The organism is Streptomyces sp. NPDC033178, from assembly GCF_055577685.1.
In genome coordinates this window covers 56,812-82,222 of record NZ_JBVIPT010000011.1, presented here as the reverse complement: position 1 = coordinate 82,222, position 25,411 = coordinate 56,812, and the positions used below count along the sequence as shown (strand labels likewise).

Genomic DNA, 25,411 nt, shown 5'->3' with positions numbered 1-25,411 from the left:
GAGGAACTCCCGTGAAGATCGCGATCGTTGGCGGTGGCCCCGGCGGCCTCTACTTCGCTGCTCTCATGAAACAGCTCGACCCGGCCCACGAGATCACCGTCTGGGAGCGCAACGCCCCCGACGACACGTTCGGCTTCGGTGTCGTCTTCTCCGACGAGACGCTCGGCGGCATCGAGAACGCCGACCCGGAGTTCGCCGACGCCATGGCACGGCGGTTCGCCCGCTGGACCGACATCGACATCCACTACCGGGGCAGGAGCCACACGATCGGCGGCCAGGGCTTCGCCGCGATGAGCCGCAAGGACCTCCTCCGGCTGCTGCAGGAACGTTGCCGCAGACTCGGTGTCTCCGTGCACTACTCGACGCTCGCCCCTCCGGTGGACGACCTGAGTGCCTCGTACGACCTGGTGGTCGGGGCCGACGGTCTCAACTCCCAGGTCCGGGCGGCCCGCGCGGACGTCTTCCGCCCCTCGCTGGACCGGCGGCACAACAGATACATGTGGCTGGGCACCGACCGGGTCTTCGAGGCCTTCCAGTTCTTCGTCAGGCAGACGGAGTGGGGGACCATGCAGGTCCACGGCTACCCCTACTCCGAGTCGGGCTCCACCTTCATCGTCGAGATGCACGAGGACGTCTGGCGGCGGGCCGGCTTCGACGACACCGAGGAGACCGAGTTCCCGCCGGGCGCCTCCGACGAGCGGGCCGTGGAGCGCGTCCGCGGACTCTTCGCAGACGAACTCGCCGGGCACCAGGTGTTCGCCAACAACTCGAAGTGGCTGGCCTTCACCACCGTACGCAACGAGCGCTGGCACCACGGCAACCTCGTCCTCGTCGGCGACGCCGCGCACACCGCGCACTTCTCGATCGGGTCGGGCACCAAGCTGGCCATGGAGGACTCCCTCGCCCTCGCCGCCTGTCTGCACGAACACCCGGACGTCGAGGGGGCGTTGACGGCCTACGAGGCGGAGCGGCGACCCGTCGTCGAGTCCACCCAGCGGGCCGCGCAGGCCTCGCTGGAGTGGTTCGAGAACATCGGCATGTACGTCCACCAGGAGCCGACACAGTTCTGCTTCAACCTGCTCACGCGCTCGCGCCGCATCACCTACGACAACCTGCGCACCCGCGACCAGGAGTTCGCCGACCGCGTCGACGCCGCCTTCGCCAAGTCGCAGGGCCTCGACGAGATCGCCCCGGCGATGTTCCAGCCGTTCCGGCTCGGGGAGCTGGAGCTGAAGAACCGGGTGATCGTCTCCCCGATGGACATGTACTCCGCCGTCGACGGTGTGCCCGGCGACTTCCACCTCGTCCACCTCGGCTCCAAGGCCATGGGCGGGGCCGGGCTCGTGATGACCGAGATGGTCTGTGTCTCTCCGGACGCCCGCATCACCCCCGGCTGCACGGGGCTGTGGACCGGGGAACAGCGTGACTCCTGGGCGCGGATCGTGTCCTTCGTCCACGACCGCAGCACCGCCCGTATCGGCCTGCAGCTCGGCCATTCGGGCCGCAAGGGTTCCACGCGGCTGATGTGGGAGGGCATGGACGATCCGCTGCCGGACGGCAACTGGGAGACCGTCGGCCCGTCACCGCTGCCGTACGGCCCCGGGTCGGCCGTCCCGCGCGAGATCACCCGCGCCGACAGGGACCGGATCACCGCCGACTTCGTCGCAGCCGCCCGCCGCGGCGCGGAGGCGGGCTTCGACCTGCTCGAACTGCACTGCGCGCACGGCTACTTGCTGTCCTCCTTCCTCTCGCCGGTCGCCAACCACCGCACCGACGAGTACGGCGGTTCGCTGCAGAACCGGCTCCGGTTCCCGCTGGAGGTCTTCGACGCGGTCCGGGCCGTCTGGCCGGCCGGGCGGCCGATGATCGTGCGTATCTCCGCGACCGACTGGGTGCCGGACGGCAACACCGAGCATGACGCCGTCGGCATCGCCCGCGCCTTCGTCGCCCACGGCGCTGACGCCATCGACGTCTCGTCGGGACAGGTCACCAGGGACGAGGACCCCGCGTACGGCCGCTCGTACCAGACCCCGTTCGCGGACCGGATCCGCCACGAGGTCACCGCCGCGACCGGCACCGCGGTCATCGCGGTCGGCGCGATCGCCTCCTACGACGACGTGAACTCGATCCTCCTGGCGGGCCGGGCCGACCTGTGTGCCCTCGGCCGCACCCACCTCTACGACCCGCACTGGACGCTGCACGCGGCGGCCGAGCAGGAGTACCGGGGCGCCGCGACCCAGTGGCCGGTCCAGTACCGGGCCGGCAGCCGCAAGCCGCCCACCTCGCGCACCGACGCCGTACGCCCCCGCCTCTCCCTGCTGCGAGCCGACGACTCCGACCAGAACGTCCATCTGCGCTGGACCCCGCCCCGCGAGCCGGCGACGGTCACCTGAACCGGCGGAAGCTACCTCTCACCTCTCAAAACCCGTGCAGTGAGCCGTGCGACGCGCCCCAGGAGCGCGCCGCACGGCTCTCGTGCGTCAGGTCCGCGAGCCCCGGTTTCGGCGGAGACGTTGCTCCGGACAGCGGAACGTCTCCCTCCTGCCGCACTGCGCCGTCGAAGATCGCACGTTAATTTGGCCATGTTTTCACCGGATCACACCTTTCGTCCTGCCCGTCGCGGCAGAGGCGGAAGAGGCCCTGCGCCCGCGCGGGGACGAAGGGTGGACGATGGCCAAGACCTTGAACGACACGCTCGCCCGGGCCGAGCGCCACGGAGCGACGCGGACCGCCCGCATCGGTCCGCGCACCAGAGACCTGGCCTGGCCGGCAGCGGTCGCGGCCGCCTTCACACTGGCCCAACTGGCGCTCGTACGCCCGGGGATGGGCCTCGGCTGGGACGAGTCGGTGTACGTCAGTCAGGTCAGCGGTCACACCCCGGCGGCGTTCTTCAGCGCCCCGCGCGCCCGCGGTGTCTCGTTGCTGGTCGCACCGATCGCCTCGTGGTCCTCGTCCACGGAACTGCTGCGCGTCTATCTGGCTCTGCTGTCCGGGCTCGGCCTCTTCCTGGCACTGCGCGCCTGGCGCGGACTCTTCCCCGCACGGGTGATCGGCGCCGGCGGTGCCCTGTTCGCGACGCTGTGGGTGACCTTGTTCTACGGTCCGCAGGCCATGCCCAACTACTGGGTCGCGATCGGTGCCCTGGCAGGTGTCGGCTACTTCCTGCGTGCCCAGGCCGAACCCGGCGACCGGGCGGCCCTGTGGGCCGTCGGTGCGAGTGCGGCGCTGATGGCGTGGATGCGGCCCACCGACGCCGTCTGGGTCACGCTGCCGTTGTTCGCCGTGCTGGTGTGCCTCCCTTGTTGGCGACGACCCTGGCTGTTGGCGGCGCTGCTCGTCGGTCTGGTGAGCGGGGCGGCGCAGTGGGTCGTCGAGGCGTACGTCGGTTTCGGCGGCCTGAGCGAGCGGCTCGCCGACGCCTCCGGGATCCAGGGTGGCCTCGGCTGGAACATCGCCGTCCTGGACCAGCTGCGCACCCTGGGCGGACGGAGCCTGTGCCGCCCGTGCGCCGGATCGATTCCGGCCACACCGATCATCGTGTGGTGGTTCGTCCTGCCGCTGCTCGCCGCCGTCGGGCTGGCGGTCGCGGTCAGGGCCCGGCGTACGGCGGGCACCCTCCTGCCCCTTGCCTGCGCCACGACGGCCGGCATCCCGTACCTGTTCATGATCGGATACGCCGCGCCGCGCTTCCTGCTCCCCTTCTACGCGCTGCTGGTCATCCCGGTCGCCGACGCGCTCATCCACCTCGTCACCGCGTCGATCCGCAAACGGCGACCGGTGGCCGCGATCCTGGTGGCACTCGGCCTCGCCGGGCATCTGGCGGTCCAGTACACCGTGCTGTACCACGCCGTGGACCGCACCACGGCCTCGCACCGCGACTGGGCCCGCACAGCGGCCGAGCTGCACCGACTCGGGGTACGGCCGCCCTGTCTGCTGACCGGGCACCTGGCCATCCCGATCGCCTTCTACGCGGGCTGCCGTTCCGTCCAGACCCAGGGTCACAACGCCAACACCACCCCGGCGGGCATCGTCGGGGCCGCCGAGCGGCTGCCGGTCGCCGCCCTCACGACACCGAAGGGCCAACCGCCCGAATTCGCCCGGACCTGGGAACGGCACCGCGTCGCCGGCCTGCACCTCCACATCGCGCCCGCCGTGCGCTGAGACGACCGCGCCGACCGCACCCCGAGCCCGCCGCTGACGGCCTCCGGCCGGACTGTGACGTACTTGTGCGGCCTCCTGTCCGGTCAGGTCCGATCACGAGATATCTTGATGTCGAGCAATGTTGCAGACGTGGAGCGGAGCACCCGGTGACTGACTCGACCATCATCTATACGCACACTGACGAGGCCCCGGCCCTGGCGACCTATTCGTTCTTGCCGGTGGTCCAGGCGTACGCGTCGCAGGCCGGTGTCACTGTGGAAACCCGTGACATCTCGCTGGCCGGACGCATCATCGCCCTCTTCCCCGAGTTCCTTGAGGAGGGCCAGCGCATCGCCGACGCCCTCTCCGAGCTCGGTGACCAGGCCAAGACGCCCGAGGCCAACATCATCAAGCTGCCCAACGTCTCGGCGTCGATCCCGCAGCTGAAGGCCGCGGTAGCCGAGCTGCAGGCGCAGGGCTACGCGCTGCCCGCCTACCCGGACGACCCGAAGACCGACGAGGAGCGCGACATCCGCGCCCGCTACGACAAGGTCAAGGGCAGCGCCGTGAACCCGGTGCTGCGCGAGGGCAACTCCGACCGCCGCGCCCCCGCGTCGGTCAAGAACTACGCCAAGGCCCACCCGCACCGCATGGGCGCCTGGACCTCCGAGTCGAAGACCAACGTCGCGACCATGGGTGTCGACGACTTCCGTTCCACCGAGAAGTCCGCGGTGATCCCGGAGGCCGGTTCCCTGCGCATCGAGCTTGTGGGCGACGACGGCTCCACCACGGTCCTGCGCGAGTCCGTACCCGTCCTCGCGGGCGAGGTCGTCGACGCGTCCGTCATGCACGTCGCCGCCCTGCGCGAGTTCCTCACGGCGCAGATCGCCCGCGCCAAGGCCGAGGACGTGCTGTTCTCCGTGCACCTCAAGGCCACGATGATGAAGGTCTCCGACCCGATCGTCTTCGGTCACGTGGTGCGCGCCTTCTTCCCGAAGACGTTCGCGAAGTACGGCGAGACGCTCGCCGCCGCCGGTCTGACCCCGAACGACGGTCTGGGCGGCATCTACAAGGGCCTGGAGTCCCTGCCCGAGGGCGCCGAGATCAAGGCGTCCTTCGACGCCGAGCTCGCCGACGGCCCCGCGCTCGCCATGGTCGACTCCGACAAGGGCATCACCAACCTGCACGTCCCCTCCGACGTCATCGTCGACGCCTCCATGCCGGCGATGATCCGCACCTCCGGCCACATGTGGGGCCCGGACGGCGGGGAGGCCGACACCCTCGCGGTCCTCCCGGACAGCAGCTACTCCGGTGTCTACCAGGTCGTCATCGACGACTGCCGCGCCAACGGCGCCTTCGACCCGTCGACGATGGGCTCGGTCCCGAACGTCGGTCTGATGGCGCAGAAGGCCGAGGAGTACGGCAGCCACGACAAGACTTTCGAGATCCCGGCCACCGGCACGGTCCGCCTCGTCGACCAGGCCGGCAACGTCGTCCTCCAGCAGACGGTCTCCGCCGGCGACATCTTCCGCGCCTGCCAGACCAAGGACGACCCGATCAAGGACTGGGTCAAGCTCGCCGTCACCCGCGCCCGCGCGACCGGCGACCCGGCCGTGTTCTGGCTGGACGAGAGCCGCGCCCACGACGCAGTGCTCATCGAGAAGGTCCAGCGGTACCTGCCGGAGCACGACACCGAGGGCCTGGACATCCGCATCCTGGCCCCGGTCGAGGCGACCAAGCTCTCCGTGGAGCGCATCCGCCGCGGCGAGAACACCATCTCGGTCACCGGCAACGTCCTGCGCGACTACCTGACCGACCTGTTCCCGATCCTGGAGCTGGGCACCAGCGCCAAGATGCTCTCGGTCGTCCCGCTGATGAACGGCGGCGGCCTCTTCGAGACGGGCGCCGGCGGCTCCGCGCCCAAGCACGTGCAGCAGCTGGTCAAGGAGAACTACCTGCGCTGGGACAGCCTGGGCGAGTTCCTCGCGCTGGCCTCCAGCTTCGAGCACCTCGCGCAGACCACGGACAACGCGCGCGCCCAGGTCCTCGCGGACACGCTCGACCGCGCGACCGCCACGTTCCTGGAGAACGACAAGTCGCCGAGCCGTCGCCTCGGTGGCATCGACAACCGCGGCAGCCACTTCTACCTCGCCCTCTACTGGGCGCAGGAGCTGGCCAAGCAGACCGACGACGCGGCGCTCGCCAAGGTGTTCGCCCCGCTCGCCGAGACGCTGACCGCGCAGGAGCAGACGATCGTCGACGAGCTGATCGCGGTGCAGGGTTCGCCGGCCGACATCGGCGGCTACTACCAGCCCGACCCGGTCAAGGCGGCGGCCGTGATGCGGCCGTCCGCGACGCTCAACGCGGCGCTGGCCACGCTCGCCTGAACCTGAGCCGTAGCGGTCCGCCGGCGGCACGTTGGTCGTCTGCGGGTGCGTTGTGGCTTGTCGCGCAGTTCCCCGCGCCCCTGAAGGGGCGCGGGTCTCGCCAGAGGGGTAGGTCGACGATGACGGACTCTCCCGTGGACTCTTCCGACAGAGGCGCAGGCAGTCGGCAGCTCCAGGTCGAGGTGCATGGCCTTGACGTGATCGGGGATGCCGAGCGCAAGGGCACCCCCCGGACCCTGTTCTGGCCCTGGTTCGGGGCGAACGTGTCCATTCTCGGACTTAGCTACGGGTCCTTCGCGCTCGGGTTCGGGATCTCGTTCTGGCAGGCGCTGGCCGCCGGGGTGATCGGGATCGTCTTCTCGTTCCTGCTCTGCGGGTTCGTCGCGGTGGCGGGAAAGCGTGGCTCCGCGCCGACGATGGTGCTCAGCCGGGCGGCCTACGGAGTACGCGGCAACCGGCTGCCGTCGGTCGTCTCGTGGATGCTCACCGTCGGCTGGGAGACCGTGCTCACGGCCCTGGCGACGATGGCCACCGCGACCGTTCTCGACCGGCTCGGCTGGGGCGGCGGCACCGGGACCAAGGTGGTCGCCCTGATCGTCGTCGGGGCGCTCGTGGTGGTCGGCGGAGTGATGGGCTTCGACCTGATCATGCGGCTGCAGACGGTCATCACCGTGGTCACCGGTGTCCTGACCGTCGTCTACATCGGGCTCGTCGCCGACCACATCCACTGGTCGGCCGTCAGCGCCGTACCCTCCGGCTCCGCCCAGGAGTTCATCGGCGCGCTGGTCTTCATGATGACCGGCTTCGGACTCGGCTGGGTCAACGCGGCCGCGGACTACTCGCGCTATCTGCCGCGCGGCTCCTCCGGCCGGGGCGTGGTCGGCTGGACCGCCTTCGGCGCCTCGGTGGCACCGCTGCTCCTGCTGGTCTTCGGCCTGCTGCTCGCGGGATCGTCCACCGAGCTCAACACGGCCATCGCGGCCGACCCGATCGGCGCGCTGACCACGATCCTGCCCACCTGGTTCCTGATCCCGTTCGCCGCCGTGGCCGTACTCGGTCTCGTCGGCGGCGCGGTCCTCGACATCTACTCCTCCGGTCTCGCCCTGCTCGCGGCGGGGCTGCGGATGCCGCGCTATCTGGCGGCCCTGCTGGACGGCGTGCTGATGATCGCGGGCTCGATCTACATCGTGTTCCTCACGGACGACTTTCTGGGCCAGTTCATCGGCTTCCTCACCACACTCGGTGTGCCCGTCGCCGCCTGGTGCGGTGTGATGCTCGCCGACCTCCTGCTGCGGCGCCGCGACTACGACGATGCCGACCTGTTCCGCACCCGCGGCCGTTACGGCGACGTCGAACCGCTCCCGCTGCTGCTGACCCTCTCCGCCACCGCGATCGGCTGGGGCCTCGTCACCAACACGGCCGCCGGCTGGCTGGAGTGGCAGGGCTATCTGCTCGGCCCGCTGGGCCTCGGCGGCAAGGACGGCTCCTGGGCCTACGCCAACCTCGGCGTACTCGCCGCGCTCGCCCTCGGCTTCCTCGGCACCCTCGCACTCGGCCGCGGCCGGATCCGTACGCAGGAGGCGCAGCCACCGAGCCGGCCGCTGGACGTGGAGGTGCCCGGCGCATGAGCCGACCGGGGCCCCGGAGCCTGCTGGCCGTCATCGACATGCAGCGCGTCTTCGCCGAGCCGGACAGCCCCTGGGCCGCGCCCCGCTTCACCGAGGCCGCGGACGGGGTACTCCGCCTGCTGCCGGCCTTCGAGGAACGCGTCACCTTCACCCGGTTCCTGGCACCCGAGAAGCCCGCCGGCGCCTGGCGGGCGTACTACGAGCAGTGGCCCTTCGCGCTGCGGCCGCCGCACGACCGTCTCTGGGAGCTGGTGGACGAACTCGCGCTCCACGCCCGGCACTTGCTGGACGCCCCGACCTTCGGCAAGTGGACTCCCGAATTGGCCGGGCGAGTCGGTCCCGAGGGCCGTCTGGTGCTCGCCGGAGTCAGTACGGACTGCTGTGTGCTCTCCACCGCACTGGCCGCCGCCGACGCCGGGGCCGAGGTGTGGGTGGCGGCCGACGCCTGCGCCGGGGCGGACGACGCCTCGCACGCCAAGGCCCTGCAGATCATGGACCTGTACCGGCCGCTGATCCGGGTCGTCACCGTGGCCGAGGTGCTCGCCCGGGTCGCGTGAGCGCCTGAGCACGGGTCGCGTGAGTACCCCAGCACCGCTCGCGTGAGCACCCGAGCACCGCAGACCCCACACGGCACCCCAGGCCCCATCGGGCGAGGCGTACCATACCGGGTGGGGTATATACCGAGGGAGCGCTCCACATGGAACTGCAGATGGCGGCCGACGAGCTGAAGTCCGTGATCAACCGGCTCAAGCGGGCCCAGGGGCAGATCGCGGGCGTGATCAACATGATCGAACAGGGGCGTTCCTGCGAAGAGGTGGTCACCCAACTGGCCGCGGCGTCACGGGCGTTGGACCGCGCCGGGTTCGCGATCATCGCGACCGGACTCCAGCACTGCATGACCGACGAGAGCGGCGAGCAGGACCTGGACCGCGACCAGATGCGGGCGCGCCTGGAGAAGCTCTTCCTGTCCCTCGCCTGACGCACCCCTGCCGGAAGGCCGTCGTCAGAGGCGCCCCGCACCCGTGTACAGGTCCAGCTCCCCTTCGAGTTCGACGGCGATCACCGTCGCCCGGTCGTCCAGGTCGGCGGCCGCTAGCGCGTCGATCCACGTCACCCCGGGAACGGCGTCGAGGCCGCCGGTGACGTGGTGGCCCAGTTCCGCGCCCGTACCGAGGACCGTGGCCCGCCGGACCGGATTGCGCAGGCCGCGGATCGAGACGGAGTCGCGGGGAGCGTCGAAGCACACCAGGTACAAGGTGCGCCGGTCGGCGGACAGGGTGCTGGGACCGTAGTGGTGCCCGGCGGGCAGCCCGGCGACGGTGCCGTACACGGCGTCGGAGTGCCGCGCGATCCATGCACCGAGGCCTTCCAAGCGCTCGATCTGCTCCTCGGGGATCGTGCCGTCCTCGCGGGGCCCGGCGCCCAGCAGCAGATTGCCGCCCATGCCGATCGTCTCCGTGAAGTACCGCACCAGCTGGCGCACCGACTTGAAGTCGCGGTCCTGCGGCCGGAAGCTCCATGAGTCGTTGATCGTGAGGCAGAGCTCCCACGGACCGTCCGGGGCCCGCAGCGGGGTGCCCTGCTCCGGCGTGGCGTAGTCGCCGTGGCTGAGCATGCGGCCGTTGAGGATGGTGTCCGGGTTGCCGGAAAGGATCAGCTCGGCGAGCTCGCCCATCCGCCACTGCTCCTCGGTGCGCTCCCATTCCCCGTCGAACCAGAGGACGTCGGGCCGGAAGCGCTCGACGAGCTCGCCGACCTGGCCGTCGCGGTACGCGAGATAGCGCGCCCAAGCCGCCGGGTCCTCCTTGCCAGGCTCGGCGTGCGAGTACTCGTTGGGCGGCACGATGACCGGTCCGGGGTGCCGCTCCGTCGCGTAGTCCGGGTGGTTCCAGTCGGAGTGCGAGTAGTAGAGGCCGACCTTGAGGTCCCGGGCGCGCAGCGCGTCGACGAAGCCGGTGACCAGGTCGCGTCCCGCCGGGGTGTCCCGCACCACGTCGAGATTGCGGTGGTCGGTGTTCCAGAGGGCGACACCGTCGTGGTGGCGGGCGGTGAGCACCGCGTACCGCGCGCCCACCCGGGCGAACAACTCCGCCCAGGCGTCCGGGTCGTAGTGCGACGCGGTGAAGCCGTCGAGCTGTTTCATGTACTGCTCGTGTGTCATCTCGCCCGTGTAGAACGACCAGGACTCGGCGGCGCCGCCCACGGCGTAGATGCCGTAGTGGATGAAGATGCCCAGCTTGGCATCGGGAAACCAGGGTTGCATCGGCATGGCTCCACGCTAGGCGCGGGCCCGGTTCCGACGCGTGGGCGACGGTCACCACTACTGGTCCGTTTTCACCCCGGGATCCGGTTGCTGCGAGATCCCCCCACGTGCCACCGGATCACCTCCGTGCGGAACTACTTGGCTCTATCCGGTGGGTACAGCAGGTGCCTGTGGCGTGTTCAATCACCCGTATCGCGACACGTACGGACGGCCCCACACGTCAGGAGGCACCGTGATCGCCGCTCCCGAACCCGGACTGACCGAACGCGAACTGATCGACCGAGCCGTCGCCCTGCGGCCCGCACTGCTCGAACGTCAGCCGGAGACCGAGCGGTTGACGCGCTACCCGAAAGACACGCACGACGACTTCCTGCGGGCCGGTTTCTACCGGATCCTGCAGCCGCGCCGCTACGGCGGATACGAGTTCGGCGTGCCGACCTTCTACCGCGTGGTCACCGAGATCGCCCGCGGCTGCCCCTCCACGGGCTGGGCGCTCTCCCTGACCGCCGCCCATGTGCTCCAGGTCGCCGCGCAGTTCGAGGAGCGGGCGCAGGAGGAGATCTTCGGTGACGACGGCGAGTTCCGCGCCGCGTCCACGGTCATGCCGGTCGGTGTGGCCCGGCCGGACGGCGACGGGCACGTCGTCCTCGACGGAACCTGGCCGTACTCGTCCGGATCGCCGTACTCCACGCACTACGTCGGCCAGACCCTGCGCGCCCCGGAGAAGCCGGGCGACCCGCCAGGACCGCTCGTGCTGTTCGTCGCGCCGCGCTCGGTGTGGACGCTGCTCGACGACTGGCACGGCGTCCTTGGGCTGCGCGGCAGCGGCTCCAACAGCATCCGCATGGAACAGGCTCGCATCCCCGAGTACCTCACCCGGGAGGTGGGCCTCCTCGACCTGCCGGTGGAGGGCGGCACACCCGGATCGAAGCTGCACGGCAACGCGCTGTACGCGGGCCGGGCCCCCAGCTTCTTCCACGGGGAGCTGGCCGCCATCATCGTCGGCACGGCGTACGCGGCCGCCGACGAGTACGCCCGGATCCTCGCCGAGCGGCCGCTGACCCTGGAACCCGACCGCACGCGGGCCGAGCTCCACGACTACCAGCGCCACCTGGGCGAGGCACTCGGTGCGATCCACACGGCTGAGGCGGCCCTCCAGCGCAGTGCCGAGGACTACATGGAGACCTGCCGTCGCAATGTCTCCGGGGAGGCGCCCTTCACCGTCGCGGACGACAACCGGCTCGCGCTGGTCTTCCTCACGGCGGGCCGCATGGCCTGGGACGTCACGCAGAGCATCCTCTTCCGCACGGCCGGTTCTCGCCATGCCCGTGACGGCGAGCGGATGCAGCGCTACCTGCGGGACGCCGCCACGTACTGGTCCCACATCGGGCCGAGCATGGCCGAGCCGCTCGCGCGGCGCGTCGGCTGCGACCGGCTCGGGCTGCCCTCGCACGACATCCCGCTGATTCCGTGAGCGTTCGGTGACGTCCGGGTGAGACGTGCATGGCCCGTCCCGCGTCGGGTACGCGACCAGCCGCGCCCGGGTCGGAACCTGGTCCGGGCGGCCTGTTTTCGTTACTACGTCGGGATGTGCCATGGAGATTTCCTCGAACAACAACGTCACGGCGGAGGCCGAGCGAGCGCTTACCGTGCTGGCCGAGAACGCCGAGGACGGCGATGCCCTGGACACCCTGGCCGGCAGTGACGTGCTGGTCCCGGTGCCGGACGACGCCGACGACGAGGCGGCAGGCGATCCCTCCGTCGTTGCCCTGCCCGTCATCGAGCAGCCGGGCGGGGACCCGCTGGTTCCGGTGTTCACCTCGGAGGTGCGGATGGCCGAGCTGCTGCCGTCGGTGTCGCGCTACCGCCTGGTGCCGCTCGGTGCGCTTGCCGCGCAGTGGCCCACCAGTGAGGTCTCGCTGAGCATCGACGCCAGTGCGCCGCATGGGCTGACGCTCAGCTCGCAGGGTGTGCGTGCGCTGTTGGCGCGGCCTCACGCCTGAGCGGGGTGTGTTTTGGGCGCGGGGTGCCTTTGGCTCCCGCGCCCCTGGGTGGGTGGGGGTTTCGGTGGTTTGCGACGTGCGGGTCGTCCGTGGCTGAGCGCGCAGTTCCCCGCGCCCCCAAAAGACAAAAGCCGGGGCGCAGCCCCGCTTTCAGGGGCGCGGGGAACTGCGCTACCAGCCACACACAACCCGCGGCCGACCGCCGACGATCAGAGGCTCTTGCCGGGGTTGAGGATCCCCCGGGGGTCGAACGCCTCCTTGAGTCGCCGCTGCAGCGCGTGCGCCGCGGGCCCCAGCTCGTCCGCGACCCACTGCCGCTTCAGGACACCCACGCCGTGCTCGCCCGTGAGCGTGCCCCCCAGCCGCAACGCCAGCGCGAAGATCTCGCCCGCCGCCTCCCACGCGGCATCCGGGAGCCGGTCCAGAGCCGGATCCACGACGATGATCGGATGAAGGTTCCCGTCGGCCGCGTGGGCGATGGTGAAGATCGGCACGTCATGACGTGCGGAGATGGCACGGATCGAACGAGCCGCCTCCGCGAGCCGCGAGCGCGGTACCGCGATGTCCTCGATCAGCGGCCGGCCCAGCCGTTCGAGGGCCGGCAGGGCCAGCCGGCGCGCGGCGAGCAGCGACTCCGCCTCGGCGGGATCGTCGGTCACCTCGACCGTCGTCGCCAGCGGCGTGAGCAGTTGCGCGACCACCTCCGCCTCCACGGCCGCACCCGCTCCGTCGCACTGGACGACCAGCAACGCCGCGCCCCGCTCGCGCAGTTCGGGGTCGATGGCGTGCAGCACAGGCCCGTCGACCAGCTCCGCGAGCGCCGGTTCGACCCCGGCCCGGCCGATCGCGTACGACGCCTCGGCGGCGGCCTCGAAGGACGGGAAGTACGCGGCGAGCGTGGCCGTCGCCACGGGGACGGGCCGCAGCCGCAGCGTCGCCGAGGTGATCACCGCGAGGGTGCCCTCGGAGCCGGTGAGCAGGGCGGTCAGGTCGTAGCCGGTGACCCCCTTCACCGTACGGCGGCCGGTCCTGATCACCGTGCCGTCCGCGAGCACCGCCTCCAGACCGAGCACGCTGTCCCGCGTCACGCCGTACTTGGCGCAGCGCAGGCCGCCCGCGTTGGTCGCGATGTTCCCGCCGATCGTGGAGATGGCGGCGCTCGCGGGGTCGGGCGCGTACCGCAGGCCGTGGGCGCCGGCCGCGCGGTCCAACTCGGCTGTGATCACGCCCGGTTCGACGACCGCGAGCTGGTCGTCCGCCGACAGTTCGAGGACGCGGTTCATGCCGGACAGGTCGAGGACCAGCACGCCCTCGCCCGCGGTCGCGCCGCCCGACAGACCCGTGCCGGCGCCGCGCGGCACGACCGGCACACCCAGGGCATGCGCGTGCCGGAGGGTGACCGTCACGTCCTCGGTGCGCCGGACGTGGACGACCGCCAGGGGACTGCCGTCGGACCGGGCACCGGAACGGTCGGTGGCGTGCGCGGCCAGCGTGCGCGGATCGGTGGCCAGCCGGTCGGGGGCCAGATCACGGGCCAGCAGCCCGAGCAGTTCGGCGGCCTTCGTGGATTCGAGAGCGGTCGTCGCGGGAGCGGTCACAGGTCGAGTGCCTTCGTTCCGATGGCGAGCAGGGAGATGTCCTCCTGGGGCGCGTGCACGGGCGCGCACTGGATGTCACGGAAGTGCCGCTCCAGAGGATTGCCGCGGGCCAGCCCCGGATTGCCGAGCAGCCGTACGGCCAGCTCGACGGCCCGTACCGCGTGCCGGTCGGCCAGTACGCGCGCGCCGAGGGCCTGCTCCAGCGTGTAGGTCGGGTCCTCGGCGTCGACCCTCGCGGCCCCGTCGAAGAGCAGCTGCTCGGCGGTGGCGAGGAGCACCTCGATCTCCCCGGCCGTCCGCCGGAAACGCTCGGTACGGGCCACCGGGTAACCGAGATTGGCGGGCACGCGCGTGTGCGCGAAGGTGTGGAAGAAGGCCTGTGCCGCACGCGCGACCCCCACATACAGGGCGGCGAGCGGGAGATGGAGCGATGCTCCGGCCCGGTTGTCCTGCTCGCTCGCGGGACCGTGCGGGCCGAGCCCGATGACATGTTCGTACGGGACCTCCACGTCCCGGAACGTCACGTCGTGGCTGCCGCTCGCCCGTAGCCCCAGCTGGTCCCACCGGTCGGTGATCTCGATGCCGGGCGAGCCGCCGGGCACCAGGAACGTGCCCACGCGCGGCTCCGGCTCATCGGTGGTCGCCCACACCAGAAACCAGTCCAGTCCCTCCGCGCCCGTCACGAACCGCTTGCGCCCGCCGACCGACCAGCCGTCCGCCGTGCGCCGGGCGACCGTCGCGGGCAGTCCGCCCCGCGCCGGGGAACCCAGTTCGGGCTCCACGCGCGCGTGGTTGACGAGAACCGGCCGCTGCTCGGACTCCTTGAGCACGCGCGCGTACAGCTCCTCGGGCCACGTCGGTCGTACGGCCTCACGGGCGTGGGTGTTGAGGGTCATCGCCGTGATCAGGGCCACGGACGGATCGCCCCGACCCAGTGTGTGCAGGATGCGCGCGGTCTCCTCCACTCGGGCGCCCCGGCCGCCGTACCGCTCCCCGACGGTCGCGGTGAGCAGCCCCGCCTCGTGCACCACCTGGACGGACTCGGCGGGAAAGGCACCCGACCGGTCGTATCCCACGGCGAGTTCGGCGAGGCGCGCGATCAGGTCCGGGCTCACGCCCGGACTCACCGGGGGGTTCTCGGTCACAGGGCCTTCTCCAGATCGGTGTCGAGTGCGCGGCTCCAGAAGGACTTCACGTCCAGCTTTCCCTTCAGGGCGCCCAGTTCGGTGAAGGCGTCGGCGACCTTCTGCTGCGAGGCGATGGTGTCGTCGCCGACCGTCCTGGCCCGGGTCGGTCGCTGTGCCTGCGCGTCGCGGAAGTCCTTCTCCGCCTGGGCCACGGGCTGGTGGGTGGCCTTGGCGACGACCTTCGCGAACTCGTGCTCGCGGCCGTCACGGATGTACGCGTACGCCTTGGTGATCCGGGCGATCAGATCGGCCGCGGCGGCCCGCCGGCCAGGGCTCTTCAGAACGTTGTCTCGGGCCGACCAGAGGAAGTTGCCGGACAGCACGTCCTTGCCCGAGCCGACCGTGACGGCGCCCTGCTGATGGGCCGTGATGACCGACGTGCCGTAGGAGGCGAAGGCGTCGATGCCGCCGCCGTTCAGGGCAGCGAGCCCGTCGTTGGGCAGGAGCGGCTTGGCGTCGATGTCCGACCACTTCAGGCCCGCCCGCTTCAACAGCTCGTACAGGAAGTAGTGGGCGGTGGTGTTCTGGACGTAGCCGACCTTCTTGCCCTTCAGATCCGCGATGTCCGTCACCTCGGAGCCCTTGGGGACGACGACCTCCTGGTTGAGGGTGGTGCCGCGCTGCACGGCGACGACCTTGAAGTTCGGGCTGTCGTCGGCGGCGGCGAAGACCGGCGGGATCTCGCTGGAGGAGGCAAGGTCGAGCGCTCCGGCCCGGACGGCCTGGAGCTGCTGGTCACCGCCCTGGAACAGACTCCACTTCACCTTGTACGGGGTGTCGTCGAGGTGGGCGAACTTGAGCACGGCCTCCTCGTTCTTCCAGCCGGTGGCGCCGACGGCCAGCGTCACCGAGGAGAGGTCGGAGGAGGACTCGGCCTCCGCGTCGCCTCCGCAGGCCGTGGCGAGCGGCAGCAGAAGCGCGAGCGCGGCGGTGGACGTGAGCAGGGTGCGACGGAACACGGAGTCTCCATGAGAGGAATCGATTCAGACGAGGACGGAGGACGGACGGAGGTGGGGGAGCGCAGGGAGGGCAGGGGAGGGACGAGAGCGCGCGTGGGTACGTGAAGAGTCAGGCGGCCCGGTCCGCCGAAGCGCGGTGGGCGAGTTCCTGCCGGACCAGCGGCAGGACGTAACGCGCGTAGTCGATCGCGTCGTTGAGCGGGTCGTAGCCGCGGATCGACAGCAGGTCGCAGCCGATGTCCACGTAGTCGAGCAGCGCCTTCGCGACCGTCTCCGGGGAGCCGACCAGTGCGGTCGAGGCGCCGGCCGCGTTGGTCGCGACCGCCGGGGCCGTCCACAGGCAGCGGTCGTGCACCTCGCCCCGCTCGGCGATGTCGAGCAGCCGCTGCGAACCGACGTTGGCCGGACGGCCGCTCGTCCTGTAGTGGCGCAGCAGCTCGGTGTTCTGCGCCTGGTCCTTCAGCACGCCCAGGGTGCGGTGCGCCTTCTCCCAGGCCAGTTCGTCGGTGGGCGCGATGATCGGGCGGAACGACACCCAGATACGGGGACGGGGGCGCCCGGCGGCGTCCGCGACCGCGTTCACGGCGACGATCTGCTCGGCCGTCTCCTTCAGCGGCTCGCCCCACAGCCCGAAGATGTCGCCCTGCTGCCCGCCCACGCGGTACGCGTCCTGGGAGGACCCGCCGACCGAGATCGGCACCAGGCCGTTCACCGGCTTCACATCCGAGTAGTAGCCCTCGAACTTGAAGTACGTGCCCTCGTGCGACACGGGCCCGTCGGCCTGCCACACCTTCCGCAGGATCTGGATGTACTCGTCCGACCGCTCGTACCGCTCCCTCTTGTCGAGGTAGTCGCCCTCGCGGTGCTGCTCCTCGTCACTGCCACCGGAGATGATGTGCACGGTCAGCCGGCCGTCGCTGATCCGGTCGAGGGTCGCGAGCGCGCGGGCCGCGTGCGTCGGGAAGATCACGCCCGGCCGGTGCGCCAGGATCGGACGCACCCGCTCGGTGTGCGTGGCCACGAACTGGGCGATCTGGAAGGCGTCCGGCGAGGCCGAGTGGTAGGCGACCAGCGTGTGGTCGAAGCCTCCGTCGTCCAACGCCCGGGCGTACCTGCGCAGATGGTCGACGTCGAGACCGGTGCGGCTCGCGGCGGCCGGACCGGACGCCCCGGAGTCGGTGTGCACGGCGCTGATGAACTCGACAGGCATGGTGAACTCCTTTGCTTGGCAAGCGACGTGAGAGCGCTTCGGTCGCTGTGTGAGGCCTGCTGTTTGCGAACTGCTGCTTGAGAGCTGCCGTTCGAGGGCCGCTACTTGAGGACGGAGGCGTCGGCGGACTTCGCCACGTCGACGTTCGGGTCGAGGACGCCGATGCCGTGCATCAGGTCGGCCACGTCCTGGACTGTCCCGTTCACCTCGGGCGTGACGGGTTGCACCTTGCTGTACGCGGCCGAGGCGAGGGTCTTCGCGATCGCGGGGTCGGCGCCGTTGCGCTCGACGATGGCGTCGGCGTACGCGTCCTGGTGGGTGCTGGTCCACTTCAGGGCCGTACCGAGCCGCGTCAGGAAGTCGCCGAGCGCGGCCTTCTTCGCCTTGTCCGCGAGCGCCTTCTCGGAGGCCCCGATGAATCCGTAGCCGCTGATCCGTCCGTCGGCGCCGTCGACCAGCAGCCTGCCGCCCTGCTGGAGGCCGACGGCCTGGTAGACCCCGAAGGTGGCCCAGACCTCGATCTTCCCGGAGGAGAAGGCGGCCTGCGCGTCGGTCGGCAGCAGGTACTGGACCTTCACGTCGGAGTACTTGAGGCCGTTCTGCTGAAGCACGTTGGCGAGCAGGTACTCGGCGATGCTGCCCTTCGCGGAGGACACCACGACCTTCTTGCCCTTGAGGTCCTTGACGCTCTTCACGTCCGAGTCCTTGCGGACGACGATCCCGGTGTGATGCCCGTCGTTCTTCAGAGCGGCCACGTTCTTGAACTTCACCCCGCCGCTGAGCGCCTGGAGCGCGGGCAGGTCCGCGGAGTACGTGGTGTCGGCGGCGCCCGCCTGCACGGCCTGGAAGAGCGGGGCCGCGCCCTCGAACTCGGCCCACTTCACCTTGTAGTCGGCCCCCTTGAGGGCCCCGGAACCGGCGAGGATCGTCTGGAGGGTCTTGGCCTGGTCGCCGATGGTCAGAGTGACTTCCGAGGAGCCGCCGGCCGTGTCCGCGGCGGAATCCCCTCCACAGCCCGTCACCGTCAGCAGGGCGCTCAGACCGAGAGCGGCGGCGAGCGTACGGAAGATGGTGCGCTTCACGAGGGGTTCCCTTCGGGGGTACGGGGGTTGGGGACGTCGGAGGTGCCGGTGTGGGTGACGCCGAGCCAGCCGAGCAGGCGGGCGCGGAGCGTGACGAACTCGGGGGCGGTCAGATCGCGGGGGCGGCGCAGCTCGACGGTGACCTCATGGGCGATGCGCCCCTCGTCCATCACCAGGACGCGGTCGGCGAGCAGCAGCGCCTCCTCCACGTCATGCGTGACCAGGAGGATCGCGCAGCCGTGCCGCTTCCACAGTTCGGCGACGAGCTGCTGCACCTTGCCACGGGTCAGCGCGTCCAGGGCGCCGAACGGCTCGTCCAGGAGCAGGAGTTCGGGCTCCCGGACGAGGGCACGGGCCAGCGAGACGCGCTGTGCCTGACCACCGGAGAGCGTCTTGGGCCAGACGGTGGCGCGCTCGGCGATCCCGACCTCGTCCAGCGCCTTGTCGGCCAGCGCCCGGTCGGGCCGGCCCGGCAGTCCGAGGACGACATTGCGCCACACCTTCAGCCAGGGCAGCAGCCGAGGCGACTGGAAGGCGGCGCTGCGCCGGGCGGGCACCGTCACCTCGCCGCCGATCTCGTCGTCGAGCCCGGCCAGGATGCGCAGCAGGGTCGACTTGCCGCAGCCGCTGTGACCGAGCAGGGCCACGAACTCGCCCTCACGGATGTCGAGATCGAGCTCGTGCAGCACGGGGTTGCCGTCGAAGGCGCGGGAGAGACCACGGATCTCGACACTGTTCGCTGTGGCTGTCACGGCCGTGTTCACGGTGTTCGCGGTCATGGTCACGCCTCGCCGTCGAAGGAGGCACGCCAGCTCAGCAGGCGGCGCGAGAGGACCCGTACGGCGAAGTCGCAGGCCAGGCCGAGCAGTGCGTACACGGCGAGGCACAGCACGATGACGTCCGTACGGAAGTACTGCTGGGCGTTGCTCATCAGATAGCCGAGCCCGGCGTCGGCGTTGATCTGCTCGGCGAAGACGAGGGCGAGCCAGGCGGTGGAGAGGGCGTACCGGAGTCCCACGAGGGCACCGGGCAGCGCGCTCGGCAGGATGACGTACCGGATCAGACCGAGCCTGCCGAGCCCCATCATCCTTGCGGCCTCGACGAGTTGGGCGTCGGTGGAGCGGATGCCGCCGTAGATGTTGAAGTACAGCGGGTAGGTCACGCCCAGCGCCACCAGCGCGATCTTCGGCGTCTCCTCGATGCCGAACCAGACGATGAACAGCGGGATCAGACCGACCCACGGGATCGCCCGGAACATGCCCATCGAGGAGTCGATGACGTCCTCGCCGAGCCGGAACAGCCCGGCGAGCAGGGACAGCGACAGCGCGACCGTCCCTCCGATGAGGAAGCCGGTCGCCGCCCGACGGCCGGACGCGGCGATGGCGTCGGGCAGTTCGCCGGTCTTCGTCAGCTCGACGGCCTGGCGTACGACGTCCACCGGCGAGGCGAGCACGGACTCCGGGAGCACACCGGTGGCGGAGCCCAGGAACCACAGGAGCACCAGCCCGACCGGTCCGGCGGCGCGGCGTACGGAACGGGGGACGGAGAGGCGGCGGCGGGGGAGATGTGCCGTACCGCGGATGGTGACGCGGGCGGGTGAGGGCTCGGCGGGCGGTTCGGGCTTCTCCAGTGGCGGGGCTGTCACCCCGATCTGTTTCGTCGGCATGGCGGTCTTCCTCTCGGGACGGCCGAAGGAGGTTCGGGACTGCTCGGTGCGCATCAGGACGGCAGGGAACCGGTCGTGGCCGGGCGGGCGGGATCGGCGGACCAGGCCGACCAGGAGCCGGGGAAGAGCGTCGCGTCGAACCCGGCGATCGCGAGGGCGGCGATCTGGTGGGCCGCGGTGACACCGGACCCGCAGTACACGCCGATCCCAGCCGCGTCACCGGCGCCGCGGTCCTCGAACCGCTTGCGCAGCTCCTCAGGCGGCAGGAACGTCCCGTCGGCCGCGAGGTTCTCGCCGGTCGGGGCGGAGACCGCGCCCGGGATGTGGCCCGCGCGAGGGTCGACCGGCTCCTGCTCCCCGCGATAGCGCTCCCCGGCGCGGGCGTCCAACAACAGCCCAGTGATGGCCAGTTGGGCTGCCCCGTCCGCGTCCGTCACCGGAAGTCCGCCCGGCCGGAGGACGACGCCACCCGGTTCCGGCATGTCAGGATCCGGCTTCGACGCATTCGCTGCATGCCTTGTCGCCCTCGAACCGGACTCCAACGGCAGCCCCGCCGCCCGCCATGCGCCCAACGCCCCGTCCAGCAGGGTCACTTCCGGAACTCCGGCCCAGCGCAGCAGCCACCAGGCGCGGGCCGCGGCCGTGTTGCCCAGGTCGTCGTACACGACGACCGGCCGCCCCTCACCGAGGCCCCAACTCCACGCCGACGCCTGCAGATCCGCGAGGTCCGGCAGCGGATGACGGCCGCCCTCCGGGCTGGGCGGACCGGCCAGTTCGCGGTCCAGGTCGACGTACACCGCCCCTGGAATGTGAGCGGCTTCGAAGTGGTCCCGGCCGTGCGGGTCGCCCAGCGCCCAGCGCACGTCGAGCAGTACGGGCGGCTGCCCGGAGTCGAGCAGCTCGCGCAGTTCCGCGACCGTCGTCGTCACCCGGGCGCTCATGCGAGGCCCTCAGCGATCGCGGGCAGCTCGGGGGAGAGGCGCAGCCGTTCCAGGAAGAGCACGACCGTGGCGGCGGCGGTGCGGTGCAGCGCGTCGTTGAGCACGTCGTGCCGGCCGCCGTTGAAGGTCACGGTCCGTACGTCGACGTGTCCCTCGTAGGCGCCGAGCGCGTCGGCGAGTGGACTGACCGCGTCCTCGGTGCCGTGCAGGGCCAGCACCGGAACCCGTACGAGATCCAGGCGGGGCTCCGGCAGGTCGGGGGTCGTGTCCAGTGCACCGCGCCGGAAGCCCGGGTCGTTCGTGAGGCGTGCCTGGTGGGTGGGGCAGGCGGTGCGTGCCTCGACCTCGGCCTCCCAACTCCCGGACGCCCAGGGGGCGGTGGGCAGACCGGCCAGGATCAGCGCGTCGATCCCCGGGGTCTGCTCGGCGGCGAGCCCGGCGGCGTACAGGGCACCCGTGTCCGAGCCGACCAGCACCTTCGGGCCGGGCAGGGACTCGTCGGCGAGGAGCTTGGCCACCTCGTCGAGCACGGACGGATCGGCGACCGGGTCACCGAGGGCACGTACGCGATAGGCGTCGAAGGCGAGACGGCGGCCGAACCGCTCGTACACGCCACCGTGCTCGCCCCGGCCGGCCAGCACGATCAGTGTGCCGCGGGCGGCGAGGCCTTCGGGTTCGTCCCAGGAGGTGGACAGCGAGGAGGGCATGAAGAAGCAACTCCCTTGTTCAGGGCAGGGGGAAAGGAGGACCGCAGGAGCGAGGGGGAGGCGCGGCAGCCTGCCGACACGTGTCAGGACAGGGGAGACACGATCAGTGGAGGCCGAGCGGGAACGCCGGTGACCGGCGGGGAATCAACGACAGCGCGCGCTGCACGCCACGCCGAAGTCGATGACTCGGCGCTGCGTCAGAAGGGCAGCGGAAGCGGTCGTGGGAACCATGGGTTCATCATGACCGGCCGGGGCGGATTCCGTCCAACGACGATTCCGCATCGAAATCGATCAGCGATCGCGATCGATGACGGCGACGGGCTACGGTCGCCGTATGCCCCAACCTGTCCTGGACATCGTGGCCCTGCGCAGCCTGACCGCGATAGCCGACTGCGGCGGTTTCCACCGCGCGGCCCACTCCCTCGCCCTGAGCCAGTCCGCGGTCAGCCAGCATGTGCGCAGGCTGGAGAAGACGCTGGGGAGCCCGGTCGTCGAACGCGAGGGCCGGGGCACCCGGTTCACCCCCGAGGGACGGCTCCTCGTGGAGCAGGCCCGTCGCATCCTCGCCGTCCACGACGAGGCCGTGCGGGTGCTGCTCGACACCGAGGGCGACACCGTCACCATCGGGTCCACCGAGCACGCCGCCGACCAGTTCCTGCCACGGCTGACCGCGGCCGTCCAGGAGGTGCGGCCCGGCTGCCGGGTGCGCTTTCGCATCGACCGCTCGGCACGGCTCGTCGAGGCAGTGGAGCGAGGCAGCGTGGATGTCGCGGTGTATGTCACGGAGGCGGCGGCCACCGAGGGGACTCCGGTCGGCGGTCTCCCGCTGACCTGGCACGCCACTCCCGGCTGGGTGCCGCCGCCCGCGCCCGCACCGGTCCCGCTGGTCGCCATCGAGGACCCGTGCGCGATCCGCCGCCGGGCCATCGCGACCCTCGCCGCGCACGGAGTCGCGGCCACGGTGGTGGGCGACGCCGGCTATCTCGCGGGGGTTCTCGACGTGGCGCGCACGGGCGTGGGTGTGGCGCTCCTCGCCGCGGTCGGGCCCGCGCCGGACGGGCTGAGCCCGTACGACGGACTGCCGTCGGTCACACCGATCCCGATGAGCGCGCTGGCGCGGCCGGGCGCCGACCCGGCGACGGTCGCGGCGGCGTTCGAGGCCGTACGGAACCTGCTGCGCCCGGCGGGATGACTCGGCCCCGGCCGGGGGACTGGGGCTCTTGGAGCATCATGAAGGTGGCGAACGGCAGCTGGAACATGGCCAGTACGAGGCTCGGCCCGACCAGGAAGCGGGGTGACTCGGCCCTCAGCCCTTGGCGAGCATGCGGGCCAGTACGGCGCGCTGCAGCGGGCGTACCTCGCTGTGCAGGTCGCGGCCCTTGCCGGTGAGGGCCACCCAGACCCCGCGGCGGTCCTCCTGGCAGACGCTCCGTTCTACAAGGCCCTCCTTCTCCAGACGGCCGATGAGGCGGGAGAGGGCGCTCTGGCTCAGATGGACCCGGTCGGCGATGTTCTGCACCCGGCACTGCTCGACGGGGCCCGAGGCCGTGCTCGTAAGCGAGTCGGAGTCAGAACCCGTCGCCGTGCCCGACGCGAGGATGTCGAGCACCTCGAAGTCACTGGCGCCCAGGCCGTGCGGATGGAGTTCGCGGTCGATCTCGCACATGGTGCGCGCATGCACCGACAGGATGTCCCGCCACTGGTCCTCGAGCGGGGGAGCGACCTTCTCTGCTGCCATATCCGCACGGTAACAGAGAAAGCGGCCATTGTTTACCATGCAACTAGTGCAGTTGCATGGAGTTGCTCACCCTGCTCAGGACGCCTCCTGGATGAGACCGACGTCGTTGCCGTCCGCGTCCTTCACGGAGGCGATCAGCGTGCCGCCCCCGACGTCCTGGATGTCCTGGACCACCGCGGCACCCCCGTCCACGAGACCGGCCAGACTCGCCTTGATGTCGGCGACATGCCAGTAGGGGACGGGCGCCGTCAGGCCCTTCGCGTGGCCGTTGGGGTCGAGCCCCACCTCCGGCCCGCCGGGGGCCCGGAAGCCCACGTAGTACGCCTCGTCCACGTACGGCTCCACCCCCAGGAGCGTGCCGAACAGGGCCTTGGCCCGGGCGAGGTCCTTGACGGGATAGGTGATCGTCCTGAGGCCTTCGGACATGACGGGCTCCTTCGCTGGTCGTGATCTCCACCGGCTGTCGTCACCGGTTCGGACCGGTTTCTCGCCGGTGGAATCACGCTATGGCCGAGTGGCGGGAGCACGCTTCTCCGATCCTGACCGGTCGCCCCGGAGCACGGATCGTCACCCGGCGAAGATCTCCACGACCGACCAGACGGCGAGCCCGAGCATGCACAGCCCGCCGATCCGCTGCACGGTCTTCAGCGGTACGCGCTTGGCGATGAACCGCCCGGCCAGCAGCGCGAGCGCGGAGACCGACATGAGGGCGGCGGCGGAACCGACGGCCACGGACGCGACGCCGTTGGTGGCCGCGAGATTGGCGGTCGTGATCTGCGTCAGATCGCCCCACTCGCTGATGAAGACGGCCATGAACGCGGTCGTGTAGACGGGCCAGAAGCCGGTCACGGTCCGGCCTCCGGCGTCCTGCTCGTCGTCGTCCCCTCCGCTGCGCAGCAGCATGAAGGCGCCGAACGCGAAGAGCGCGGCCGAGACCGACTTGACGGTCCAGTCGGGCAGCAGACCGATGAGGCTTCCGGCGCCGACGGCGATCGCGACGTGCACGACGAACGCGGTGGACGTACCGAACCACACGTACAGCGGCCGCATACGGGTGCCCATGGCCAGTGACGCGAACATCGTCTTGTCCGGCAGTTCGGCGAGGAAGATCAGCCCGAAGGCGGTGAGGATCGCCAGGGGGTCGAGATGCATTCCGGGTGGCTTTCTGTAGGGACCGGGCCCCCGGATCTTCGCGAAGCGCCCTCGACTGGGGCGACGGGAGAACCGATCGGCCCGGCATGACGGGGTGCACCGCAAGGACTTGCGGGCACATCAATGCCTGGCCGAAGGTCTCGTCCACCCGTGTGATCACGCGGGCCCGGCCACCGGGAACCCGAGGGCTCCAGTGTGTCGACGACCGGTTCGCAGGACTACTCCCCTTCGCAGTCACTCAGTGTACAGGACACCCATACGGGCCTCGCATGAGAGTGCGGGCGGGGGGTATGCGAAGAACACTCGACGCGGACGGGCAAGGGATGGTCCCGCCCGCGACTCACGGGCGGAACCCTCATGAACGGCTCACTTCACGAAGCGACAACCTCGGACGACACGTCCGACGTGATCCTGCGCGCGCTGAGCGTCCTGGCCCACAACGGCCTGGACGGCGCCGCGCGGACGCGGCTGGCCGGGATCAAGGTGCTGGTGCCGGCCTCCGACACGGAGACGCCGAAACTGACCTTGCGGGTCACCGGCCGGGCCGTCCTCGTCTTCACGTCCGAGGAGCGCATGGCGCAGGTCCTGCCGGACGTCCAGTGTTACCACCTCGTGCCCCTTGGCATGATTCCGGCCCACTGGCCGGTGCGCGGCCTGACGCTCACCATCGACCCGGGTTCGCCCGAGGCCGTGACACTGTCGGCGGAGGGCGTGCACCTGCTGCTGGGCCCACCCCTGAAAGCCGCGTGA

Annotated in this window: 23 protein-coding genes; 10 read left to right on the top strand and 13 right to left on the bottom strand. The window is 70.8% G+C overall.

All coding sequences use genetic code 11. The features are described 5' to 3' along the window. The first annotated feature begins 11 nt into the window (after nt 1-11). The 6 genes from ACZ5VQ_RS26335 to ACZ5VQ_RS26310 all read left to right on the top strand — a co-directional run bounded on the left by ACZ5VQ_RS26335 (nt 12) and on the right by ACZ5VQ_RS26310 (nt 9,134). On the top strand, nt 12-2,393 hold the full coding sequence (locus tag ACZ5VQ_RS26335; protein WP_469107026.1) for a bifunctional salicylyl-CoA 5-hydroxylase/oxidoreductase: 2,382 nt from the start codon (nt 12-14) through the stop codon (nt 2,391-2,393). Between the two features lie 277 nt (nt 2,394-2,670). Next, a complete protein-coding gene (locus tag ACZ5VQ_RS26330) occupies nt 2,671-4,161 on the top strand; it encodes a hypothetical protein (RefSeq protein WP_469107025.1) in 1,491 nt (496 codons plus the stop codon). A gap of 146 nt (nt 4,162-4,307) precedes the next feature. Beyond that, nucleotides 4,308-6,527, top strand: coding sequence for an NADP-dependent isocitrate dehydrogenase (locus tag ACZ5VQ_RS26325; protein ID WP_469107024.1), 2,220 nt, complete (start codon nt 4,308-4,310; stop codon nt 6,525-6,527). 134 nt (nt 6,528-6,661) lie between these two features. Beyond that, nucleotides 6,662-8,155 (top strand): purine-cytosine permease family protein, encoded by a 1,494-nt coding sequence (locus tag ACZ5VQ_RS26320; RefSeq protein ID WP_362069031.1) that lies wholly within the window; start codon nt 6,662-6,664, stop codon nt 8,153-8,155. Continuing rightward, nucleotides 8,152-8,712 (top strand): cysteine hydrolase family protein, encoded by a 561-nt coding sequence (locus ACZ5VQ_RS26315; protein WP_469107023.1) that lies wholly within the window; start codon nt 8,152-8,154, stop codon nt 8,710-8,712. The genes ACZ5VQ_RS26320 and ACZ5VQ_RS26315 overlap by 4 nt, the downstream gene beginning before the upstream one ends. A 140-nt stretch (nt 8,713-8,852) precedes the next feature. Continuing rightward, the gene (locus ACZ5VQ_RS26310; RefSeq protein WP_200400358.1) at nt 8,853-9,134 is read left to right on the top strand and encodes a metal-sensitive transcriptional regulator; all 282 of its coding nucleotides are present in this window, start codon (nt 8,853-8,855) and stop codon (nt 9,132-9,134) included. Nucleotides 9,135-9,158: 24 nt separating this feature from the next. Here the strand turns inward: ACZ5VQ_RS26310 and ACZ5VQ_RS26305 are convergent, their stop codons facing one another. Continuing rightward, nucleotides 9,159-10,424 (bottom strand): alpha-L-fucosidase, encoded by a 1,266-nt coding sequence (locus tag ACZ5VQ_RS26305; RefSeq protein ID WP_469107022.1) that lies wholly within the window; start codon nt 10,422-10,424, stop codon nt 9,159-9,161. Nucleotides 10,425-10,650: 226 nt separating this feature from the next. Here ACZ5VQ_RS26305 and ACZ5VQ_RS26300 point away from each other — a divergent pair, with 226 nt between their 5' ends. Further along, a complete protein-coding gene (locus ACZ5VQ_RS26300) occupies nt 10,651-11,892 on the top strand; it encodes an acyl-CoA dehydrogenase family protein (RefSeq protein WP_469107021.1) in 1,242 nt (413 codons plus the stop codon). Nucleotides 11,893-12,013: 121 nt separating this feature from the next. Beyond that, nucleotides 12,014-12,421 carry an SseB family protein gene (locus tag ACZ5VQ_RS26295; RefSeq protein WP_362069044.1) on the top strand — a complete coding sequence of 136 codons (408 nt, stop codon included), beginning with the start codon at nt 12,014-12,016 and terminating at the stop codon, nt 12,419-12,421. A gap of 209 nt (nt 12,422-12,630) precedes the next feature. On the opposite strand, the gene ACZ5VQ_RS26290 is transcribed toward ACZ5VQ_RS26295, so the two are convergent. From ACZ5VQ_RS26290 to ACZ5VQ_RS26250, 9 genes are all read right to left on the bottom strand, one after another. Then, nucleotides 12,631-14,019, bottom strand: coding sequence for an FAD-binding oxidoreductase (locus ACZ5VQ_RS26290; protein ID WP_469107020.1), 1,389 nt, complete (start codon nt 14,017-14,019; stop codon nt 12,631-12,633). Then, nucleotides 14,016-15,164 (bottom strand): acyl-CoA dehydrogenase family protein, encoded by a 1,149-nt coding sequence (locus ACZ5VQ_RS26285; protein WP_469107019.1) that lies wholly within the window; start codon nt 15,162-15,164, stop codon nt 14,016-14,018. Before ACZ5VQ_RS26285 ends, ACZ5VQ_RS26290 begins: the two co-directional genes overlap by 4 nt. Continuing rightward, nucleotides 15,161-16,165, bottom strand: a complete 1,005-nt coding sequence (locus ACZ5VQ_RS26280; protein ID WP_469107018.1) for an ABC transporter substrate-binding protein — start codon at nt 16,163-16,165, stop codon at nt 15,161-15,163. The genes ACZ5VQ_RS26285 and ACZ5VQ_RS26280 overlap by 4 nt, the downstream gene beginning before the upstream one ends. Before the next feature lie 109 nt (nt 16,166-16,274). After that, nucleotides 16,275-17,375, bottom strand: a complete 1,101-nt coding sequence (locus ACZ5VQ_RS26275) for an LLM class flavin-dependent oxidoreductase (protein WP_469107017.1) — start codon at nt 17,373-17,375, stop codon at nt 16,275-16,277. Between the two features lie 101 nt (nt 17,376-17,476). Further along, nucleotides 17,477-18,457, bottom strand: a complete 981-nt coding sequence (locus ACZ5VQ_RS26270) for an ABC transporter substrate-binding protein (RefSeq protein ID WP_469107016.1) — start codon at nt 18,455-18,457, stop codon at nt 17,477-17,479. Further along, nucleotides 18,454-19,236: an ABC transporter ATP-binding protein gene (locus tag ACZ5VQ_RS26265; RefSeq protein WP_469107015.1), complete on the bottom strand. Its 783-nt coding sequence runs from the start codon at nt 19,234-19,236 to the stop codon at nt 18,454-18,456. The genes ACZ5VQ_RS26270 and ACZ5VQ_RS26265 overlap by 4 nt, the downstream gene beginning before the upstream one ends. Before the next feature lie 2 nt (nt 19,237-19,238). After that, entirely contained in the window at nt 19,239-20,123 is an 885-nt protein-coding gene (locus ACZ5VQ_RS26260; RefSeq protein ID WP_143633494.1) for an ABC transporter permease, read from the bottom strand. 53 nt (nt 20,124-20,176) lie between these two features. Next, a complete protein-coding gene (locus tag ACZ5VQ_RS26255; RefSeq protein ID WP_469107014.1) occupies nt 20,177-21,064 on the bottom strand; it encodes a sulfurtransferase in 888 nt (295 codons plus the stop codon). Then, a complete protein-coding gene (locus ACZ5VQ_RS26250) occupies nt 21,061-21,771 on the bottom strand; it encodes an alpha/beta fold hydrolase domain-containing protein (protein ID WP_469107013.1) in 711 nt (236 codons plus the stop codon). The genes ACZ5VQ_RS26255 and ACZ5VQ_RS26250 overlap by 4 nt, the downstream gene beginning before the upstream one ends. 334 nt (nt 21,772-22,105) lie before the next feature. On the opposite strand from ACZ5VQ_RS26250, the gene ACZ5VQ_RS26245 reads away from it, so the two are divergent. After that, nucleotides 22,106-22,963, top strand: coding sequence for a LysR family transcriptional regulator (locus ACZ5VQ_RS26245; RefSeq protein ID WP_469107012.1), 858 nt, complete (start codon nt 22,106-22,108; stop codon nt 22,961-22,963). Between the two features lie 114 nt (nt 22,964-23,077). On the opposite strand, the gene ACZ5VQ_RS26240 is transcribed toward ACZ5VQ_RS26245, so the two are convergent. The 3 genes from ACZ5VQ_RS26240 to ACZ5VQ_RS26230 all read right to left on the bottom strand — a co-directional run bounded on the left by ACZ5VQ_RS26240 (nt 23,078) and on the right by ACZ5VQ_RS26230 (nt 24,661). Continuing rightward, complete coding sequence (locus ACZ5VQ_RS26240) at nt 23,078-23,509, bottom strand: MarR family winged helix-turn-helix transcriptional regulator (RefSeq protein ID WP_469107011.1); 432 nt, start codon at nt 23,507-23,509, stop codon at nt 23,078-23,080. A 75-nt stretch (nt 23,510-23,584) separates the two neighbouring features. Continuing rightward, complete coding sequence (locus ACZ5VQ_RS26235; RefSeq protein ID WP_469107010.1) at nt 23,585-23,935, bottom strand: VOC family protein; 351 nt, start codon at nt 23,933-23,935, stop codon at nt 23,585-23,587. 141 nt (nt 23,936-24,076) lie between these two features. After that, nucleotides 24,077-24,661, bottom strand: coding sequence for a TMEM165/GDT1 family protein (locus ACZ5VQ_RS26230; RefSeq protein ID WP_200400369.1), 585 nt, complete (start codon nt 24,659-24,661; stop codon nt 24,077-24,079). 357 nt (nt 24,662-25,018) lie between these two features. Here ACZ5VQ_RS26230 and ACZ5VQ_RS26225 point away from each other — a divergent pair, with 357 nt between their 5' ends. Continuing rightward, nucleotides 25,019-25,411, top strand: a complete 393-nt coding sequence (locus ACZ5VQ_RS26225; RefSeq protein WP_469107009.1) for an SseB family protein — start codon at nt 25,019-25,021, stop codon at nt 25,409-25,411.